Annotated in this window: 17 protein-coding genes and 1 riboswitch; of the genes, 7 read left to right on the top strand and 10 right to left on the bottom strand. The window is 34.7% G+C overall.

The annotated features are described in order from the left end of the window. Positions 1–45: 45 nt before the first annotated feature. Both CD29_RS05895 and CD29_RS05900 read right to left on the bottom strand, forming a co-directional pair. Positions 46–600 (bottom strand): restriction endonuclease, encoded by a 555-nt coding sequence (locus CD29_RS05895; RefSeq protein WP_036184127.1) that lies wholly within the window; start codon positions 598–600, stop codon positions 46–48. A 69-nt stretch (positions 601–669) separates the two neighbouring features. Further along, on the bottom strand, positions 670–1884 hold the full coding sequence (locus CD29_RS05900) for a CynX/NimT family MFS transporter (protein ID WP_036184130.1): 1215 nt from the start codon (positions 1882–1884) through the stop codon (positions 670–672). 266 nt (positions 1885–2150) lie between these two features. Between CD29_RS05900 and CD29_RS05905 the strand changes: the two genes are divergently transcribed. From CD29_RS05905 to CD29_RS05920, 4 genes are all read left to right on the top strand, one after another. Further along, on the top strand, positions 2151–3608 hold the full coding sequence (locus tag CD29_RS05905; protein WP_036184132.1) for an amino acid permease: 1458 nt from the start codon (positions 2151–2153) through the stop codon (positions 3606–3608). 220 nt (positions 3609–3828) lie between these two features. Continuing rightward, positions 3829–4533 (top strand): hypothetical protein, encoded by a 705-nt coding sequence (locus CD29_RS05910; protein WP_036184135.1) that lies wholly within the window; start codon positions 3829–3831, stop codon positions 4531–4533. Between the two features lie 141 nt (positions 4534–4674). Continuing rightward, positions 4675–4776, top strand: a riboswitch (purine riboswitch). Positions 4777–4900: 124 nt separating this feature from the next. Next, complete coding sequence (locus tag CD29_RS05915; RefSeq protein ID WP_036184139.1) at positions 4901–5494, top strand: xanthine phosphoribosyltransferase; 594 nt, start codon at positions 4901–4903, stop codon at positions 5492–5494. Next, a complete protein-coding gene (locus tag CD29_RS05920; protein ID WP_036184142.1) occupies positions 5487–6788 on the top strand; it encodes a nucleobase:cation symporter-2 family protein in 1302 nt (433 codons plus the stop codon). The genes CD29_RS05915 and CD29_RS05920 overlap by 8 nt, the downstream gene beginning before the upstream one ends. Before the next feature lie 346 nt (positions 6789–7134). On the opposite strand, the gene fumC is transcribed toward CD29_RS05920, so the two are convergent. From fumC to CD29_RS05945, 5 genes are all read right to left on the bottom strand, one after another. Continuing rightward, the gene (gene fumC, locus CD29_RS05925; RefSeq protein ID WP_036184145.1) at positions 7135–8526 is read right to left on the bottom strand and encodes a class II fumarate hydratase; all 1392 of its coding nucleotides are present in this window, start codon (positions 8524–8526) and stop codon (positions 7135–7137) included. A gap of 184 nt (positions 8527–8710) precedes the next feature. Then, complete coding sequence (locus CD29_RS05930; protein ID WP_036184149.1) at positions 8711–9022, bottom strand: hypothetical protein; 312 nt, start codon at positions 9020–9022, stop codon at positions 8711–8713. 125 nt (positions 9023–9147) lie between these two features. Continuing rightward, positions 9148–9702 carry a DUF1273 domain-containing protein gene (locus CD29_RS05935; protein WP_036184152.1) on the bottom strand — a complete coding sequence of 185 codons (555 nt, stop codon included), beginning with the start codon at positions 9700–9702 and terminating at the stop codon, positions 9148–9150. Between the two features lie 108 nt (positions 9703–9810). Next, on the bottom strand, positions 9811–11007 hold the full coding sequence (locus tag CD29_RS05940) for an ornithine--oxo-acid transaminase (RefSeq protein WP_036184155.1): 1197 nt from the start codon (positions 11005–11007) through the stop codon (positions 9811–9813). Positions 11008–11204: 197 nt separating this feature from the next. Then, positions 11205–11828 (bottom strand): TetR/AcrR family transcriptional regulator, encoded by a 624-nt coding sequence (locus tag CD29_RS05945; RefSeq protein WP_036184159.1) that lies wholly within the window; start codon positions 11826–11828, stop codon positions 11205–11207. Between the two features lie 120 nt (positions 11829–11948). On the opposite strand from CD29_RS05945, the gene CD29_RS05950 reads away from it, so the two are divergent. Together CD29_RS05950 and CD29_RS05955 are read left to right on the top strand one after the other, a co-directional pair. Then, positions 11949–12668 (top strand): ABC transporter ATP-binding protein, encoded by a 720-nt coding sequence (locus CD29_RS05950; protein ID WP_036184161.1) that lies wholly within the window; start codon positions 11949–11951, stop codon positions 12666–12668. Continuing rightward, complete coding sequence (locus tag CD29_RS05955; protein WP_036184164.1) at positions 12668–13687, top strand: ABC transporter permease; 1020 nt, start codon at positions 12668–12670, stop codon at positions 13685–13687. The genes CD29_RS05950 and CD29_RS05955 overlap by 1 nt, the downstream gene beginning before the upstream one ends. A gap of 40 nt (positions 13688–13727) precedes the next feature. On the opposite strand, the gene CD29_RS05960 is transcribed toward CD29_RS05955, so the two are convergent. Continuing rightward, positions 13728–14291 carry a TetR/AcrR family transcriptional regulator gene (locus CD29_RS05960; protein ID WP_036184166.1) on the bottom strand — a complete coding sequence of 188 codons (564 nt, stop codon included), beginning with the start codon at positions 14289–14291 and terminating at the stop codon, positions 13728–13730. A 163-nt stretch (positions 14292–14454) separates the two neighbouring features. Between CD29_RS05960 and CD29_RS05965 the strand changes: the two genes are divergently transcribed. After that, the gene (locus tag CD29_RS05965; RefSeq protein ID WP_052124035.1) at positions 14455–17523 is read left to right on the top strand and encodes an MMPL family transporter; all 3069 of its coding nucleotides are present in this window, start codon (positions 14455–14457) and stop codon (positions 17521–17523) included. Positions 17524–17697: 174 nt separating this feature from the next. Here the strand turns inward: CD29_RS05965 and CD29_RS05970 are convergent, their stop codons facing one another. Then, complete coding sequence (locus tag CD29_RS05970) at positions 17698–18900, bottom strand: hypothetical protein (protein WP_036184170.1); 1203 nt, start codon at positions 18898–18900, stop codon at positions 17698–17700. 224 nt (positions 18901–19124) lie between these two features. Next, entirely contained in the window at positions 19125–20312 is a 1188-nt protein-coding gene (locus CD29_RS05975; protein ID WP_036184172.1) for a YbfB/YjiJ family MFS transporter, read from the bottom strand. Positions 20313–20487: the final 175 nt, after the last annotated feature.

Genomic DNA, 20487 nt, shown 5'->3' on the forward strand with positions numbered 1-20487 from the left:
ACGGTTTGATGAGGGGGTGGCCATGAAAATGGTCACCCTACTCTATTATTTTGTATCTAAAATTAACTCAAGAAGTTCATCGCGATTAATCAAGTATACATCATTCGATTCTGCTAATCGCTCTGCTTGTTTTGTAAAGTAACTGTTTGTCACAACCCATGCTTGTGTTGCTTCGTACATTTTCAATGCACCGATAACCTCTTGAACAGCTTTGACTCCAACTGTCCCAGAATACCTTTTTGCTTGAACTGCAATTGTATCTTCTGGATCGCTCAATATTAAATCTGCACCGTAATCAGATGATGCTTTCGTATAAGAAACCTTGAAACCTCTTCTTTCAAATAATTCCCCAAGATACTGCTCGAATTCTTCACCTGTCATTTCATCAATATGATAAATGCCAGCTTTTCTAAATTTAGCGGAAGCGCGAGATTTTCTCCATAGCTTGAAAAAGATATATAGGAGCAGTGCAACGACGATGGCAACTGCTATTCCTTCTAATGTCTTTGTGTAATACCAACCGGTACCACCTATGAGAATTAAAAGGAATAGAGGGAAGCGTCGAAACCGTTTTTTTCTATTCACTTTTTGTTTTCGCAAATCTATATACCCCTTTATGAAATACACTAAAGCTATTGTAACATAAAAGGGTACATATGTTTGTATATATTAAATGTAACTGTTTTTTGAACTAATTAGTGCAGATACAAATAATAAAATTGAGACAATAATAAATAAAGTAATTGGTAAAGACCAGCTGTATGTAACATCATGTAGATAGCCAAATAGTACAGGACCAGCTGCTGCTAGTAAATATCCAGTAGATTGAGCGAAGCCCGAAATTTGAGAAGCTTCATATGCTGTCCTTGTACGCAATATAAATAACATCATACATAAACCGAATGATGCCCCGGAAGCAATTCCTAAACTAATCATCCATACTAAAGTTAAATTTGTTATTTTGAAATAAATTCCTATAAAGGCAATAAGATAAAAAATCGAAAACATCCAAACGATGGAGCGTTGTGACTTTAGCTTTTCAGCAAAAATAGGGATTAGAAAAGTCATTGGAATTTGAGAGTATTGTGAAATGGATGTCATCCATCCTGCACTTTCTGCACTAAATCCTTGTGATATTAATATTTCTGGTAACCAAGTTGTTGTACAGTAAAAAAGTAGTGATTGGAATCCCATTGTTAAAGCAATTGCCCATGCAAGTGGTGATCTCCATAACTTTTTATTATTATCTTTAACACTTGTATTATTGACATTATTTAAGTCTATCTTTTTACCTTTTAGTTGCGGAAACCAAACAAGTAAAGTGATTATAGTTAATACAGCGGTAGAAGCAAGTGCACCTTGCCAACCAAACGTTGGATTAGAAGCAATTGGTTGACTAATCCCTAAACCGATCCCTGCTGTAACGTTCATTGAAACTGTATATATCCCTGTAAACAAGCCAGTCTGATTAGGATATTTTAATTTAAGTAACCCCGGAATTAATACATTCCCAAATGCGATAGCTACACCTATTAAGATTGTTCCAATAATAAGATTGGAAGTTGATCCTAAAGAGCGGACTATAATTCCGAATGTAAGCAATATAACAGAGTAGAATAATGTAAATTCCATACTAAGTTTACGGGCTATTTTAGGAGCAAAGGGTGATATAAGTGCAAAAGCAAGTAGTGGAATTGTTGTCAAAAATCCAGCCAGGACATTTGAAATGCCAAGACTTTCTCGAATATATGAAATAATTGGTCCAACACCTGTTAATGGCGTTCGTAACGTTGAAGCGAAAAAGATTATTGCAATAATAAATAATATTGTTGAAAAGGTTATTTGTAGCTTTTTTTGTTGGTTTGTTGATTTATAAGAAGCCATTAATTTCCTTGCCTCCAGAAGAATGATAATAACTATATATTAGAGTACACTTGACCAAATTAATATTACAACCTATTTGTTGATAATGGATAAAATTTATACTAAAACATTTTTCTAATAGTGAAAACAAGTTATAATATTTGTTTGGAAAAATGATATTAACATCATCCAGATGTCAAAAGCTCAGCACAAAGGTGCAAATGCGCATTTGATTTAATGAAAACGTTATACTACTATACATAGGTGACATCAAAGGAGATTACAACATGAGTGAACATGAAATTGGCACAAAAGCCAATCAACCAAAATTAAAAAGAAACTTAAAAAGTCGTCATATTGCAATGATTTCATTGGGTGGAACTATTGGGACAGGCCTATTTCTTGCAAGTGGTGCTTCTATTGCCCAAGCAGGTCCTGGTGGTGCTTTAGTAGCGTATGCCGTAATTGGAATCATGGTATATTTTTTAATGACTAGTTTAGGTGAAATGGCAGCTTATATGCCTACATCAGGCTCTTTTAGCACGTACGCTACGAAATTTGTAGATCCTGCATTTGGTTTTGCAATGGGTTGGAACTATTGGTACAACTGGGCGATAACAATTGCTGCTGAAATAGCAGCAGTAAACTTAATTATGAAATATTGGTTTCCAGATACTTCATCTGCACTTTGGATTGTTCTTTTTATTGCAGTTGTTTTAACATTTAACTTACTATCTGTGAAAGCGTATGGGGAAAGTGAATATTGGTTTGCGATGATTAAAGTAATTACAGTTATTGTGTTTATCATCGTTTCATTTTTGATGATTATCGGTATTTTAGGCGGAAATGACCCTGTTGGATTTGAGAATTTCTTTATAGGAGATGCTCCATTTAACGGAGGATTTCTCGCGATTTTTGGAATCTTTTTAGCTGCAGGTTTTTCATTCCAAGGAACTGAATTATTAGGAATAACAGCAGGAGAAACAGATGATCCAGGAAAAAATATACCAAAAGCCGTTCGTTCTGTCTTTTGGCGAATTTTACTTTTTTACATTTTAGCAATTTTTGCGATTGGTCTATTAATTCCTTATACTGATTCAAGATTATTATCAGAAGATATTGCAGTATCACCATTTACTCTTGTTTTCGATAAGCTAGGCATTGCATTTGCTGCATCTGTAATGAATGCCATTATTTTAACAGCAATGCTTTCTGCAGGGAATTCGGGTCTTTACGCATCTTCTCGAATGCTTTGGCAGCTTGCTGTGGATGGTAAAGCACCTAAGATTTTTGCAAAGTTAAGTAAAAATGGAGTACCGTACTTTGCATTACTTGCAACTTTAGCGATCGGCTGTTTAGCATTTTTATCATCTTTCTTTGGTGATGGGGTAGTATATATGTGGCTATTAAATGCATCCGGCTTATCAGGCTTTATAGCATGGGTTGGAATTGCCATTAGTCACTATCGTTTCAGAAAGGCCTTTATAAAACAAGGGCGAAAACTAGAAGAACTTCCATATATAGCACGATATTACCCATTTGGTCCGCTTTTTGCTTTTATCGTTTGCTTAATAGTCATTGCTGGACAAAATTATACAGCTTTTATTGGCGGTACTATTGATTGGTACGGAATTGCCGTTTCTTATATTGGAATACCACTATTTTTAATTCTTTGGTTTGGTTATAAAATAAAATACAAAACTAAGGTCGTTCCATTAGAGCAATGCGATCTGAATAATGATTAATATAATAAATCAACAAAATTCAAATGATTGGATTTTGTTGATTTTTTTTTGGCTATTCTCATAAGTAAGAAATGAAGTACATGTTTAGGGTTGAACCGCATTTACGTAACATACACTGATGGAGGTACGTAATGTTATAAACAAATGTCACTTGCTATAATATACTTAGGGAAAGTAAGTGTGAATCTTAAGAATTAGATGAATAAAGGATGTTGAGAATATGGCTGTGTCAGCGGGATTTTATAAAAAAATTGAACAGTGGGTACTAAATCCACAGTTAGATGAAATATCGTTCCAACCATTCCAAACAAATGGGAACCCATACAGGTCAAATGTGTTTTTAATCGGTGAAACACCTGAACCATATCTACAAATAGATGCCGATGATTTGGATTTATATGCTCAATCATTGGTGGACCGTGAAGTATTTCAAGAACTTTTTTATGAAGAGTTAAAATCAGCTTCTCGTGAATATAGAGGCTGTATTCATTTTATGGATTGGATGAAGGAAAATTATAATGAAGTTGTTGTTTTCTCTTATTTGAACTGCCTACATGTAGAAGACCCTAACTACTATAAAGAATTAAAAATGCGACAAGATCCTTTGTATGCTAAAGGTATGGAGATTCTACCTGAATTGTTGGATGAATTCGCTCCGAAAATGGTCATTGTGCAAGGCGCTGCGAATTGGAAACAGTTCATTGAACGTTTTGAAGAACAGTTAATTGATGTAACAGATATAAAGCAGTCTGTACAACAACTTGAATCAAAAGGGGTTTTAGCTAAGCTACCTTTAACAAGTGGTGAATCAGTAAGTGTCTTAGCCTGCCGTAGTATGGGTAATTTCGGAAAAACAGGCTCTACTTTTGGAGAATTAAAACAAATAATAAACCAATTATTAAATAATGGTTCGAATTCAGAATAGTTAAAAAGCGAACATTATATAACTACTTTTCACTTATTATTAACAATTTCCGAATGATTAATTAATAATTTTTAAAAATAATGTTGCATTCGACATAATTCTTATTTTATAATGAGTCTCGTTCAGTATAAACTTGTTACAACTAAAATTTAATAAAACACTCATATAATGGCGGGGATATGGCTCGCAAGTTTCTACCGACTTACCGTAAATTAGTCGACTATGAGAGACAATATAAATAGATAGTAGTTTTACTATCTATTAACTTTCGTATATTCACCCGAAAGCTTGTTGACTCATAGAGGAAATAAGCTTTCGGGTTTTTTATATTATTCGGAATTGTTATTAGAAGGGTTGGTAATTTACTTTGAAAATATTGAAAGAACAAATTATGAATGAAGGAAAAGTTTTATCAGACACAGTCTTAAAGGTAGATTCATTTTTAAATCATCAAATCGATCCACAGCTAATGAAAGAAATTGGAGAAGAATTTGCAAATCGTTTTTCAAACGAAGTGATTACAAAAATATTAACAATTGAGTCGTCAGGAATTGCACCTGCAACAATGTTAGGTTTAACAATTGGTGCTCCTGTAGTCTTTGCACGTAAAAGAAAATCTTTAACTCTTTCAGGAAACTTATATTCCTCAAAAGTTCATTCGTTTACAAAAAATGAAACAAATGAAATTTCTGTTTCAAAGGATTTTTTAACTCCAGACGATAATGTCCTAATCGTTGATGATTTTTTAGCAAATGGAGAAGCAGTAAAAGGGCTATTAGATATTGCTGAACAGTCTGGTGCAATGGTTGTTGGTGTTGGAATTGTTATCGAAAAAGGTTTCCAAACAGGTGGACAAATTCTTAGGGAACAAGGAATACGAGTTGAATCATTAGCAAGAATCAAATCGTTAGCAAATCGCCAAGTTGAATTTTATGATACGGAGGATGCTTCTAATGAATAAGGCAAAGGAGTTTACATTAGGTTTACAACATCTGCTTGCAATGTATGCCGGTGCAATACTAGTTCCTATCATCATCGGTGGTGCTTTACAATTTTCGACTGAACAAATGACCTATCTAGTTGCAATTGACATTATGATGTGTGGGATTGCGACCATCTTACAAGTTATTCGAGGGAAAATGTTCGGTATAGGATTACCGGTTGTATTGGGCTGTACGTTTACAGCTGTAACGCCAATTATTGCTATAGGTACCGATAAAGGTGTAGGCGCGGTGTACGGAGCAATTATTGCTTCAGGATTAATTATCGTACTTATTTCAGGTGTCTTTGGTAAGCTAGTTAAATTCTTCCCACCAGTTGTAACTGGATCAGTTGTAACGATTATTGGGATTTCGCTAATCCCTGTAGCTCTTAATAATATGGGTGGGGGACAAGGATCAGAAGACTTCGGTTCTGCCTTTAATATTTCATTAGCTATGATTACATTAATCGCTATTCTATTAATCTATCGATTTACAACTGGTTTTGTACGCTCGATTTCCATTTTATTAGGACTTGTTATTGGCACAGTAATTGCATCATTCTTAGGGAAAATTGACTTTTCACCGGTTGCAGACGCTGGCTGGCTACATATGGTTCAACCATTTTATTTTGGAACACCAACGTTTGATCTAGGTGCTATTATCACTATGACATTAGTTGCTATGGTGTCATTAGTAGAATCATCAGGTGTGTACTACGCATTAAGTGATATTACAAAAAATAAATTGGATTCAAAAGACTTAGCACGTGGCTATCGTTCGGAAGGTCTCGCATCGATTATTGGTGGGATTTTCAATGCTTTCCCATATACAACTTTCTCTCAAAATGTAGGGTTAGTAAAAATGACAGGTGTTAAGTCACGTCGAGTAATTATGATTACTGGTGTTCTTCTTGTAGCATTAGGATTCTTACCAAAAATTGCAGCATTAACTCAAATTATCCCTGTACCTGTATTAGGTGGAGCAATGCTTGCGATGTTCGGAATGGTAATTACACAAGGAATTACGATGTTAGCTCCAGAAATTATTCGTTCTTCTGAAAATGCTATGATTGCTGCTATCGCAGTTGGATTAGGTGCAGGAGTAGCGTTTGTTCCTAATATCTTTGCTATACTTCCAGAATGGGCCTCAGTATTTACTTCAAACGGAATTGTTTGTGGATCTGTAACTGCAATCATTCTAAATATCTTATTTAATATGATCGGACCAAAAAGAGAGAAGTCAACACATACAGAAGTTGTCCCTGTAAAATAAATAAAGAAAACAGGCTGGGAGATAAGTGAAAGGGTACAATCCATCAATTTGGATTGTACCTTTTTGATATAGTGACGTTCGTTTCCGATGCATGCTTCGCTTTCCGCAGGGAAGCCATGAGCCTCCGTGAGCTAAAGCTCTCCGGGGTCTCATGACTGCTTCTACGTCCTGCAGGACAAGGAATGCTTCCTTGAATAATCAGCGCAACGAGAAAATGCTTTAGCATTTTCGAGAGAGTCTTCGCATGCCTCTCCAACGAACGACTTTCTAATATAGCGTTAGCAGATTTTTATTATACGTAATACTGACTCTTGGTTGAAAGCTCTTTTGTCCCAGCCTCTTTCTTTTATTCTGCGTTAGGATAAATCATTTTTTTCGGGTCTACATATTCTTTAAATTGTTCTTCTGTTAGTAGTCCGAGGGCTAGAGCTGCTTCTTTTAAAGTAGTTCCTTCTTTATGAGCCTTCTTAGCAATCTTAGCAGCATTTTCATAGCCGATATATGGATTAAGTGCTGTTACAAGCATTAATGAGTTTTCTAAATTTCTTTCTAACACTTCCATATTTGGTTCAATACCAACTGCACAGTGATCATTAAATGACTCCATTCCGTCTGCAAGTAAACGAGCAGATTGTAGGAAGTTATAGATGATTACCGGTTTAAATACGTTTAACTCAAAATTACCTTGGCTAGCTGCAAATGCAATTGTTGCATCATTTCCCATTACTTGCGTAACAACCATTGTCAACGCTTCGGATTGAGTAGGATTTACTTTCCCTGGCATAATAGAACTTCCCGGCTCGTTTTCAGGAATTGTAATTTCACCAATCCCACTTCGTGGACCGCTCGCTAACCAGCGTACATCGTTAGCAATTTTCATTAAATCCGCGGCCAGGGCTTTTAATGCTCCGTGTGCAGAAACCATTTCATCATGGCTTGTTAAAGCATGGAATTTGTTTTCGGAAGAAGTGAAAGTTTTACCTGTTAAATTGCTAATTTCTTCAGCAACCATATCTCCAAATTTAGGGTGAGCATTAATACCAGTACCCACAGCAGTACCACCAATTGCTAGTTCCTTTAAGAACTCAGTATTCAACTGAATCATTTTTTCGGATTTTACAAGCATATGGTGCCAACCACTGATTTCTTGGCCTAATGTTAATGGCGTAGCGTCTTGTAAATGAGTACGTCCAACTTTAATAATATCTTTAAAACTTTCCGATTTATCTTTTAATGTCTTTTTTAGTACCTGAAGACGAGGTAACAAGTAATCTTCAATTATTTCCACTGCCGCAACGTGTAAAGCAGTTGGGAAGGTATCATTTGAACTTTGTGATTTATTTACGTCATCATTAGGATGAATGCGTTCAGTAGAGCCTTGTTCTTCAAGTAGTTGATTTGCACGGTATGCAATTACCTCGTTCACATTCATATTAGACTGTGTCCCACTACCCGTTTGCCATACAACAAGTGGGAAGTGTTCATCCCATTTACCATAAAGAACTTCATCCGCAGCTGTTACAATAGCATCTGCTTTTACAGGAGCAAGTTTACCTAAATTCTTGTTTGTAATAGCTGCTGCTTTTTTTAATGTTGCAAATGCGCGGATAATTTCAATTGGCATTTTTTCTTGACCGATTTTGAAATTCTCTTTACTTCTTTGTGTTTGAGCACCCCAGATTTTATCCGCTGGTACGCGAACTTCACCTAATGTGTCTTTTTCAATACGATAATCCATTCGATCAACTCCCCTATATTGTTATATATTTAGTTATACATCAATAATGAACACTATATCTAGTGATTTGACTTTCGGAGACCTTGTCCATAGAAAAAGACAAACACCACTTTATCCATATAAGCAGTAGCCCTACAGGAAGAAGCGGTGTTCTAATAAGTATTCAATTAATGTCACCTCATGGTTAAATAATCTTTACATAAAAATCTTTACCGTTATTGATCATCGGAACAATGGAGGAGTTTTCATTTTGATAATAAATTGCAATTGTACGTGCTAATCCAGAATAACCATTCAAGTAAGTTCCCGGCTCAAGTGGCTTTCCGGGATTATGAAAATCAAAATAGAGACGAATTTCTTCGGTCATACAATCCATAATTTCTAAGAAATCTTTCATTGGAATATGGACCCCTCGAATATAACGGCATTCCCTTCTATAGGTATCATGCGAAACGTTAATAGGCTTAGATTCTAGTACGATTTGAACTTTTACCATATAACCAACCCCTTATACATATGTTGAAAAGTACTTTCGACTATTATATCAAAACTATTAACTTATTGTGGAAATATTTTGTAAAAATTGTAAAAACAATATAAGGAATGTTAAAGTTATATAACTTACCAGTTCGACTGTTGCATTTCTTCTGCAATGATTTGAAGATCATATGCGTTTATTGTAATTATTTTATAATTATGATTTTCAACATATTTATCTACTAGCTTTTTTAGATATTTGGGAGAGCCTTCATTTTCCTCATCATAAATTAATAATAGTGCATCAGTATTTTGAATGATAAATTTATCCTTTTCGGAAAATTGCCATGGAGCTTCATAGGGTCTTTTCGTAACAGATGTAACAAAATCTGCTTGGGTTACTATATTAACGTACTTTTGTTGTTTAACTTCATTCCAATTTTTCTCTTGCTCTAAAAATGGTGTAATAACTGAATATTTTAGTTCAGTAAATTCCTTGCGAAGTTCAATAACTACCTCGGCTGCCCAGGTTTCAACCCCTTGTCCGCCACTAATGACAACCCATTCAAGGCCATCATCAAGCAGTTTCCTTAATTCGTTTTCAATAGCTTTTTTAATAATTGGAATGCCTGGATGTTTATCATTAAAAATGCCTAGTTCATGTGCACGGTAACCAGATATGTAAAGGGTTTTAATCATAATAAAACCTCCTTAAATATTTTCTTAACTTTACTATAATTGATTTTAGAACGAAATACGAAAAAGAGGTGATTTGAAATTTGTTCGAATCACCTCTTTTATATTTAATTATGCAAATACTTTTGTAATTCTCTCAAGCGCCCAGTCTAGTTCTTCTTTAGTGATTACTAAAGGTGGGGCGAAACGAATAACGAAATCATGTGTTTCTTTACATAGTATACCTAAATCCTTTAATGCTTCGCAATATTTACGAGCAGGTACAGTTAATTCTACACCTATAAATAAACCTTTCCCACGTACGTCTTTGATAACAGGGTTATTTATTGCACGTAATTGTTGTTGGAAGTAGTTTCCTAACTCTAAAGAACGGTCTGTTAAATTTTCTTCTTCAAGAACTTCTAACGAAGCAATAGATACAGCACAAGCAAGTGGGTTTCCACCAAAAGTTGAACCGTGTGAACCTGGATTTAATACACCTAGGATATCACTGTTTGCACAAACCGCAGAGATTGGCATTACTCCACCACCTAGTGCTTTACCAAGAACGATAATATCAGGCGTTACATCTTCCCATTGGTGTGCAAACATTTTACCTGTACGAGAAAGACCCGTTTGAATCTCGTCAGTGATGAATAATACGTTGTTTTCTTTACAAAGTTGTTCCGCCTGTTTTAAGAATCCTTCTGGTGGAATGACAATTCCCGCTTCCCCTTGAATAGGCTCAACTAGGAAAGCTGCTGTATTCGGTGTGATTGCAGCTTTTAGTGCTTCAATATCACCATAGGGGATCAGTTTAAAACCTTCAAGCATTGGCCCGAAACCACGTTGATAATCGGCTTCTGATGATAAGGAAACTGCTGCCATCGTACGACCGTGGAAGTTTCCATTACAGCCAATGATTTCAGCTTTATTTGCTTCCACACCTTTTACATCATAAGCCCAACGACGGGAAACTTTAATCGCTGATTCGACAGCTTCAGCGCCAGTGTTCATAGGTAAAATCATGTTTTTCCCAGTTAGTTTAGTTAACTTTTCGTACCATGGACCAAGTTGATCGTTGTGGAAAGCACGGGATGTTAATGTAACGCGGTCTGCTTGATCTTTTAGTGCTTGAATAATTTTTGGATGACGATGGCCTTGGTTTACAGCAGAATAAGCAGAAAGCATATCCATATATTTATTGCCTTCAGGGTCTTTTACCCAAACCCCTTGGGCTTCTGATACTACGATTGGAAGTGGATGATAATTGTGAGCACCGAACTTTTCAGTTTGCTCGATTAGGTTAGTAGATGTTGTGTTAGTCAAAGTAATTCCTCCCTATAATTAGTAAATGTCTTGTATCTGAAAATGTTTGGACCCCAAATGAGCCAACAACAGACAAAGCATTAAAGTACCCCTTACTCATTTAGTTCTAAACGGTAAATAAAAAACCCTTTAAAATAATTAAAGGTTATGAAATAAATATCATAAATTGAGTTAAACAATTTACGCACATATAATTCCTATTTAGAATCCAACTGTGGCTTCCTTCCAACAATGTTAGAAATATTACCGATAAAGTTTAATATTTGGTAATGAATTTCCGCTAAATCTTGGACAGTTTTCCCCTCATAGTCTTCCAACCATTCTTGAAAAAGTCCTAAAATAGCAGAAGTGAAAAAAGCCGAAAAGTACTTATTGAATTCTTTTTCAGAAAGAATTGGTGAATATTCGGCTAAACGTGAAACAAGCGTATTTCTTAAGATATCCTTTACCTTATTTGAAAAGGAAGGATCGCCGTGGTTTCCAAGAATGGCTCTTATTGTAACGGCATTATCTAGTACAAATTCATAGATTCCCATAAATGGCGTATAAATCTTTTGTTGTTGAATGGAGATAAATATTTCAGATGGAGCTATATTTCTTATTTTTTCTTGTAGCTCATCTAAAAGCTGATTTTGTATTTTTTCCATACAATCAAATTTATCTACATAATGTAAGTAGAAAGTTCCGCGATTTATACATGCACGTTCTGCAATTTTTTTCACAGATACATTTTGAAATCCTTCTTTATGTACTAAGTCAATAAAACACCTTTGAATTTCAAGCTTTGTTTTCTGCGCCATATGTTCATGAACTGTTCCCATAATTTCGCTCCATTCACTTAACATTAATTGTAATTATGTTTATTGTATTTGCCAATATGCTACTCTAAAATGATTTTATAATCAACACGTTGTTCATTAATTGGTAGAGGATGTGAGAAGATGAATGTAATCAACCTTCAAAACGTTTCAAAAAGCTTTAAAAGGAAACATGTCATCAAACCTACTACGCTAAAAATCGAAGAAAAGAAAATCTTCGGTCTATTAGGACCTTCAGGTTGTGGGAAAACGACATTGATTAAATTGATTGTTGGCATGTTAAAGGCAGATTTAGGTGAAATAACAGTATTAGATAGACAAGTACCTAATGCTTCATTGCTAAGAGAAATTGGCTACATGGCACAATCAGATGCACTTTATACAGCATTAACAGGTGAACAAAATCTTGAGTTTTTCGCTAAATTATTTGGCTTTTCAAAAAGTGAAAGAAAAGAGCGAATCCAATATGCATCTACAATAGTACAACTTACAAAAGATTTAAATGTACCTGTATCGTCTTATTCGGGAGGGATGAAACGCAGGTTATCATTAGCGATTGCGCTTATACAAGATCCAAAAATTTTAATTTTAGATGAACCTACAGTAGGAATTGATCCATTATTAAAAAAGTCAATATGGACTGAGCTAGAACGATTAAAAGATGAAGAAGGTAAAACGATTGTCATAACGACTCATGTTATGGATGAGGCAGAGAAGTGTGATCATCTAGCAATGATGCGTGATGGAGAAATTATTGCGACAGGGAAACCTTTAGAGATAAAAGCACATTACCAAGTACAAAACTTTGATGATGTGTTTCTGAAAATCGGGGGTGGACTGTAATGAGAACACTTGCTTTAGTAAACCGCATCATTCAACAGCTCCGAAAAGATAAGCGAACTTTAGCATTGTTATTTGTTGCGCCTTTATTAGTACTGACACTTATGTATTTTATATTTGACTCAGAAACAAGCGAATTAAAGTTAGTCGTTACCGATATGAATGAAAGAGTAATCGAAATACTAGAAGAATCTGAGTTTGAAATATTCAAAGAAGACTATTACTCAATAGAGCAAATGACAAAAGATAAAGTTGATGGTTGGTTACAAAACGATGAGGATGAAATGGTGCTTACCCTATTAAATGATCAACCCTCACGTTCTAGTGCAGTAAAGATGTTATTAGCTCAAACCCTTAGTGCTGGGAACATGGCAGCAAATCCAAGCATAGACACTGAGTATATTTACGGAAATGAAGAAACAAAGATTTTCGATATTTTTAGCCCAATGTTAGTTGGATTTTTTGTATTTTTCTTCGTATTCTTAATCGCGGGGATTGCTCTACTTAATGAAAGAACAAGTGGAACATTAGAAAGATTACTGGCAACACCAATAAAGCGATATGAAATTGTTGCTGGGTATGTAGTAGGTTATGGTTTGTTTGCTTTAGTGCAAACGATCATCGTTGTTCTCTATTCCGTACATGTGTTAGATATTGTTTTAGAGGGTTCTATTTGGCTTGTATTACTAATCAATATTTTAGTCGCATTTGTTGCATTGTCACTTGGAACATTATTGTCTAGCTTTGCATCTTCTGAATTTCAAATGGTGCAATTTATTCCGTTAGTCATTGTTCCTCAAGTATTCTTTTCGGGTATTTTCCCTATCGATGGAATGGCAGAGTGGCTACAACAATTGGGGAAAATCATGCCTTTGTATTATGCCTCTAATGCACTAAATGGTGTCATGTATAAAGGATTTACCTTTAGTGATATAACTTTAGAATTATTTGTGTTATTCATATTTGCTATCGTCTTTATATCCTTAAATATAATTAGCTTGAAGAAGTACAGATCAATTTGAAGAATATGCTAAAACGGCAAAGGTTTCGCCTTATGCTGTTTTAGCTTTTTTCAATTCGTTGTTTTGCTCCTCGGAGTTGGTCCTGAATAAACAAGTCAATCATTTCAATCATTTTTTCAGGTGTTTCATCCATTTCGCCTAACACCCAACTTTCTACTAAGGAAGCGAGGGAAACTGTGAAAAAGTGGGTTAAAAATGACATATAATCTTTTGGTGCTTGAAATTTTTCCCCAAATTCATAAACGACGCGACCGATGATGCTAGAAATATCGGAATAAAAAAATCTTTTTAAATGACCCCGCCCAAGCGATTTCAATGCGCAGATTGAAATTTCTCGATTCTCATCTAAGTAATGAAACAATTGTAATAGCCCTTCCTGCCATACATCTACACTTTCATGGGCAGCTAATAACTGCAACGCTTCTTGTTGAAATGTCCACTTCAATAGATCATAAATATCCTCAAAGTGATAATAAAATGTTTGGCGATTAACAGCAGCAGTTTCTGTAATTTCACGAATTGTTATCTTTTCTAATGCTTTTATTTTCATTAATTCCTTTAATGAAGAAGCTAGGATTTTTTTCGTTTCGATGCTATTTTTCATTTTTAGAACCTCACAATTTTAAACATATCTCATTGATTGTCTATATTTTAATCTTTTTTGTAGTGTTAGGCTATTTATGTTGATTTAAGACATAGCGTTTAAACAGATAGAAAGGAATAGGTGGTAATCAGTGAGAAATTGGCTAAATGTACGTATAGCGTCAATGTTATTTTGGGTAATTGTATCAGTAGTCATGATTGTAACGATGCCAAATCTTGACCAATTAGTGCGGGAGAAAGGGAAAACAGAAATCCCCTCATACATGCAAAGCCAAGTGGCATCGAAGTTACTGGCGGAAATGGAAGATGAAGGTACAGAGACATACCAGTTTATAGCTGTCTTCAATAGTGGATCAGATAAAGTATTAGATGAAAACCAGTTAAAGGAAGTTAATACTGCAATTGAAACACTTCGAAAAGATAGTGATACTTTGGGTGTTACTAGTATAATCGCTCATACAGATAGTGATGAGACTGCCAAACAGCTAGTCTCTGAGGATGAAACGACCATTTTAACACAAATTGCAATTGATGAAAAAATGGGCACAGTTGAAGAAGTTGCAAAAATATTAGAAGAAAGAACAGAATTAAAGTCTGTTGAAACTTATCTAACAGGTACTGATATTGTCCTCGATGACTTTGCAAAATCATCACAAGAAGGAATACAAAAAACAGAAATCATTGCGATTATTTTTATTTTAATCGTACTTGTATTAGTTTTCCGTTCTCCTGTTGTACCGGTTATTTCATTAATAACTGTTGGAGTTTCCTATATAGTTTCCCTTGGTATTGTTACACAGTTGGTGGATCATTTTAATTTTCCATTTTCAAACTTTACACAAGTGTTTTTAATAGTAATTCTTTTTGGAATTGGTACGGATTATAACATCTTACTGTACACTCGATTTAAAGAGGAACTTGGTAAGCAAGGCCATATTCTTAAGGCAATTACAGAAACGTATCGCACTGCTGGCCGTACAGTTATTTATAGTGGAATGGCAGTATTTATAGGTTTTATGGCTTTATATTTAGCAGAATTTAAGTTATATCAAGCTACATCTGCTGTTGCGATTGGTGTAATGGTTCTTTTATTAGTACTTATTACTCTTAATCCATTTTTCATGGCTGTATTTGGGATCAAAATGTTTTGGCCAGCAAAAACAATAAATGGTCATAGTGAAAACAAATTATGGCATTTCCTATCGAAGCATTCGTTTTTCAGACCAATCGCGGCACTAGCAATAATAGCGATCATTTGTATACCATTTATTTTCGTTTATTCTGGTGAACTTAACTACAATGATTTGGTGGAAATTAGTGATGAATACGAGTCTAAACAAGGTATTACAGTAATTGAAGATCACTTTTCCGCAGGTTTTTCTTCACCTACAAATCTTGTCATTAAAGCTGACGAATCATTAGCAACACAGGATGGTTTGAAAGAAATTGACCAATTAGCAGATACAATTTCGAAAGTAGAAGGTGTATCTGAAGTTTTTTCGGTTACAAGACCAACCGGTGAGAAAATTACAGATTTATATATTGACGAACAAGTTTCTTCATTAAATAACGGTTTAGATAGTGCACAAGAAGGTTTAGGGACGATTAATGACGGACTTTCTGAAGCAGAAAATGAACTTGGCCAATTTGATGAAAGTAGCTTTGATAGTGTAAATGATTTAATAAGCGGTACAGAAGAAATGGGAACCGGGGTAAGCCAACTTGTTGATGCACTTAATCTTATTGTTGGTGGTCTTGAAGATGGATCAGAAGGTGCTAAAGAATTATCAACTAATTTAAGTTTATTAGAAGATAATGTAACGCTTCTAAAAGACTCTGCACTGGAACTTCAATCTGGATATGGCCAGCTTCAAACAGGTTTCAGCTCTTTTACACAACTGTTCACTTCAGTAAATGAAGCGTTAACGAGTATGAATGAAAGCTATGCTTCAATTGAGCAATCTATGAGATCTTTAATACAATCAAAGCCAGAATTAGAAGGGGACAGAAATGTTCAGACTGCCCTTCAAACTGCAGTGGCTGCACAGCAAAATTTAGCGCCACTTATGGAACAATTAGAGACATTAACTCCACAATATAATCTGTCTGTAGAATCATTTAAAGAGGCAAATGAATCATTATTAGCAGTTACAGCAGGCTTACAACAAATTGAAGATGGCGTATCTAAATTGCAAAATGGTGCAGAAGCCTTATCCCAAGGGTTAGAAACTGGGGTCAGCGGCGCAGGGCAAATAGCAACGAAATCTGAGGATTTAGAAACTGGATTGAAAGCAGTAAATGATGGCCAAAAGCAGTTGCAATCAGGATTAACTCAGCTTCAAGAAAAAATATCGCTATTACAGGACGGGTTATCTCAAAGTACGGACGGACTAACAGAAATTAATGACGGTTTAAATGAAGCGAAGGACTATTTGAACGGATTAGGTGCTTCGAATAAAGTATTTTATATTCCTCAAGAAGTATTGGATGGGAAAGACTTTGAAGAAAGTTTAGATATGTATATGTCTCTTGATCGTCAGACAACAAGAATGATGATTATTTTAGATGTAAATCCATACTCAAAAGAGGCAATGACTATTATTGAGGAAATAGATAAACAAGTTCAATCATTTTCAGCAAATTTAAGCTTTGAAAACGCTGAAATTGCACTTGGAGGAAAGTCTGCTGTTAATGTAGATTTACAACAAATGTCGAGTTCAGATTTCACAAGAACAATCACTATTATGTTAATTGGTATTGCAATTGTGCTATTAATAATTACAAGATCCATTTGGCAACCTGTTGTAATTATTGCATCTCTTATCGTTGCCTACTTTACAACACTGGGTATTACGGAACTAATCAGCGAATATATTTTGGGTCAAAGTATATTAAGCTGGAATGTACCATTCTTTAGCTTTATTATGATCGTTGCCCTTGGTGTAGATTATAGTATTTTCTTAATGATGAGATACCGTGAAGTGGAAGGAAAAGGTGCAGAGGGCATTGTTGAGGCCGCAAAACATATTGGTGGTGTTGTATTATCAGCAGCACTAATACTAGGCGGAACTTTTGCAGCACTAATTCCATCTGGAATAGTGACATTAATGCAAGTAGCTATATTTGTCATTGTAGGTTTAGTTCTATTGAGTATTATGATGTTGCCAATCTTTATGCCAGCTATTATGGGTGGTTCAACAAAGATTAGAAATGTATTTAAGAAAGAAAAATAAAAATACAAACGATTCCTATCGGACAAAAAGTCCATAGGAATCGTTTTGTTTTCTAAAATTCTTTTAAAAAACGAAGGATACCTATTAGCGGAGGTGTTCTAATAGGTATCTCCTTTAGAGGTGAATTTTTTTAAATGGTTTATGTGGTAGCAATCAACCTATTTGAAATTCAAACTACTTAAACTTTTTATAAGAATCTGCTTTTCTTTTAATCTTCTTTAAAGGAATTCCTTTATAGTAGTATTCCTTTGTATATTCGTATTTATCATTTTTATGATTGTAACTTTCTTCCCAATGTTTTCTCCTATTGCAATTGCAAGTTGGTTTGTTTGGGTGATGTTTACTTTTGTTCAATTGATCGAACAAGTTATCAAGATTTAATAGATTATGTTTATAAAGTAAAGATAGTACATCTGCTAACCAAATTTTGTCTGGCATTTCTGGTTCGTTTTTATGATTGTAATGTTGTTGCATTTCTTCCGAAGATGATGAATCTAACTCAAAATGGAAGTTTTTACGTTCATGACTTTTAAAATTTTCGTGTTTATTCATCTCTTTTTTAAAGTGATTGTATTCGTATTCAAAGCTAGAAGAAAAATCTGATAAAAAGTCTTCGTAGTGTTTAGATACTTTGGAAGAGTCTGGTTCTAATTCGAAATGGCGATATTTTTTTCCAGGTTCATTCTTCTTGCAATCACACTTATGCTTGGAAGAACTTTCATCATGCTTGTCGCCGTGTTTCCACCAGTCATGATTCTTTTTAGGGTGATTTTTACATTTACACTCATGCTTAGAAGAACTTTCATCATGCTTGTCGTCGTGTTTCCACCAGTCATGATCCTTTTTAGGTTTGTTTTTGCATTTGCATTCATGTTTGGAAGAACTTTCATCATGTTTGTCGTCATGTTTCCACCAATCATGGCCTTTTTTAGGTTCGTTTTTACATTTAAATTCATGTTTGGAAGAACTCTCATCATGCTTGTCGTCGTGTTTCCACCAATCATGGCCTTTTTTAGGTTCGTTTTTACATTTACATTCATGTTTGGAAGAACTCTCATCATGCTTGTTGTCGTGCTTCCACCATTCATATTTATCTTTATCTTTATCTTTATCATGATGATCCTTACACTTGCATTCATGCTGAGGGGCTTTAGGTTCTTTCTTCTCTAATTCAAATTTATTAAATAAAGTGATTAAAAATAGGAATAAACTTTTCATAGTTTGTGGGTCAGCCATAAGACTAGAAAAATCAAAGTTATTGAAAATTGTTTTTTCTTCTGCTGGTTTTGCTACCGGTTTTGGATCAACTTTCTTTCTCTTACCGCATGAAGTGCAAAGTGTATGATCGTGGTGATTTGAGTGATAACTAGAACTCATTTCTTCACCTCCTTTTCGTAATCATCATATTCACTTAATAGAGTGTGTGAATGGACGATAGCCACTGTAATAAAAATGTGCTATTGACTAATTGGGGGTTTTGAGGAAATAGTCTATTATTTAATTCTAATTAGAAGGAACTTTAAAATTAAAGAGTTTAAGTTAGAGACATTGAAGAAAGATAAAAAAATACAGCTAACTAAAAGAGCAGCTGTATTGGATAATTATTCATTTTGTAATTTTGTAATAGCACTTGCCTGCTTTCGATCACTAAAAACTTTTCCAAAAAGTAAAGTCGCAAGTGCAAAGATAACGATTATACCCGCAAATGTTAAAGGCGCTTTATAACTTTTAAACATGAATTCGAACCCACTTGCTAAGATCGGACCAACAATTTGTCCTAGAGCATAAGCGGTTGTTAAAACTGATACAACTGCACCGCTTTGCTTTGGAAAAAGTTGTCTAGCATAAGCTGTAGATAAAGAGACAATTCCAACAAAAGTAAAGCCAAAAAGTAATGCGGACAGAAGGACACTCCAAGCGGTTTGCGAAAATACAGGAAGTAGGATACCGATTATTTGTAAGATATAAGCAAAAGATAGAACTTTTACAGTAGACATTTTAGAGATCATTGCCATCCAAATGGGTGCTGCTGGTGTAGCGGCGATTCCGGCAATGACCCAACTGAAGCTTGCATAGCTTCTTAAACTTTCAATATTATAAATAATATCAACTAAAAATGTACCAGTAATAATGTAGCCTAACCCTTCTAGTCCATATGCAAGAACAAGCCATGGCATGAAACCTTTAAAAATTTTTGTTTCATTAGTTCTTTCAACTTTTTCCCCATCACGTATAGTAACTTTTCTCCACAAAGTCAAAGTAGTCATTAAGAACAATGTGGACAAAACTCCAAGCCCAATCCATGTGCCTTCCCAAGAAAACGAAGCTTCAATATAGGGAACGAGTAAGCCCGATATAGCAATCCCAAGCCCAATCCCTGAAAATAAATAACCTGACCAACGACTAAGAGAATGTTTTGCTAAGTAATCCATAATAATACTAGATGTTAAGACGAAAATATAACCAGCTGTTACTCCAGCAATAAAGCGTAAAATAATCCATATTAAATAAGAATGTGTGATCCCCATGCTTAAAATTGAAAATACATTTAGTACAACAGTAATAAGTAAAAAATTCTTTTTATGACGATAAATAAACCCTGCACCAAGTGCTCCGACAAAGTAACCGATATAATTACTAGAAGCTAAATATCCTGCTGCTTCAAATGACAAGCTTTCATCAATCCGCATAAATGGCAAAATTGGTGTAAATGCAAACCGACTAATCCCCATAGCAACAACTAATAATAGTACGCCCCCAAATATCACCCCAATATGTTGCCTTGACATAATACACCCCTTTGTAATAATACCATTCCAATTTTTGAATTATTCTATCATTTTATCACTATATTAAGATGAGGCAAGTTATTTAGAAAAAAGGAAAAGTACAAAATAGTATTGAGTGTTAATGTACAATGTAAAATGAGAAAAACATACACAATATGTATTTGTGATAAAAGAA

The sequence above is a fragment of the Ureibacillus manganicus DSM 26584 genome (assembly GCF_000772945.1).
Classification (GTDB): Bacteria; Bacillota; Bacilli; order Bacillales_A; family Planococcaceae; genus Ureibacillus; species Ureibacillus manganicus.

What these genes read in the sequence shown, in the direction of transcription:
- CD29_RS05900 (WP_036184130.1), bottom strand. Translation starts at nt 1,884, where the DNA reads ATGGCTTCTTATAAATCAACAAACCAACAAAAAAAGCTACAAATAACC.
- CD29_RS05905 (WP_036184132.1), top strand. Translation starts at nt 2,151, where the DNA reads ATGAGTGAACATGAAATTGGCACAAAAGCCAATCAACCAAAATTAAAA.
- CD29_RS05910 (WP_036184135.1), top strand. Translation starts at nt 3,829, where the DNA reads ATGGCTGTGTCAGCGGGATTTTATAAAAAAATTGAACAGTGGGTACTA.
- CD29_RS05920 (WP_036184142.1), top strand. Translation starts at nt 5,487, where the DNA reads ATGAATAAGGCAAAGGAGTTTACATTAGGTTTACAACATCTGCTTGCA.
- fumC (WP_036184145.1), bottom strand. Translation starts at nt 8,526, where the DNA reads ATGGATTATCGTATTGAAAAAGACACATTAGGTGAAGTTCGCGTACCA.
- CD29_RS05930 (WP_036184149.1), bottom strand. Translation starts at nt 9,022, where the DNA reads ATGGTAAAAGTTCAAATCGTACTAGAATCTAAGCCTATTAACGTTTCG.
- CD29_RS05935 (WP_036184152.1), bottom strand. Translation starts at nt 9,702, where the DNA reads ATGATTAAAACCCTTTACATATCTGGTTACCGTGCACATGAACTAGGC.
- CD29_RS05945 (WP_036184159.1), bottom strand. Translation starts at nt 11,828, where the DNA reads ATGGGAACAGTTCATGAACATATGGCGCAGAAAACAAAGCTTGAAATT.
- CD29_RS05950 (WP_036184161.1), top strand. Translation starts at nt 11,949, where the DNA reads ATGAATGTAATCAACCTTCAAAACGTTTCAAAAAGCTTTAAAAGGAAA.
- CD29_RS05955 (WP_036184164.1), top strand. Translation starts at nt 12,668, where the DNA reads ATGAGAACACTTGCTTTAGTAAACCGCATCATTCAACAGCTCCGAAAA.
- CD29_RS05960 (WP_036184166.1), bottom strand. Translation starts at nt 14,291, where the DNA reads ATGAAAAATAGCATCGAAACGAAAAAAATCCTAGCTTCTTCATTAAAG.
- CD29_RS05965 (WP_052124035.1), top strand. Translation starts at nt 14,455, where the DNA reads ATGTTATTTTGGGTAATTGTATCAGTAGTCATGATTGTAACGATGCCA.
- CD29_RS05970 (WP_036184170.1), bottom strand. Translation starts at nt 18,900, where the DNA reads ATGAGTTCTAGTTATCACTCAAATCACCACGATCATACACTTTGCACT.
- CD29_RS05975 (WP_036184172.1), bottom strand. Translation starts at nt 20,312, where the DNA reads ATGTCAAGGCAACATATTGGGGTGATATTTGGGGGCGTACTATTATTA.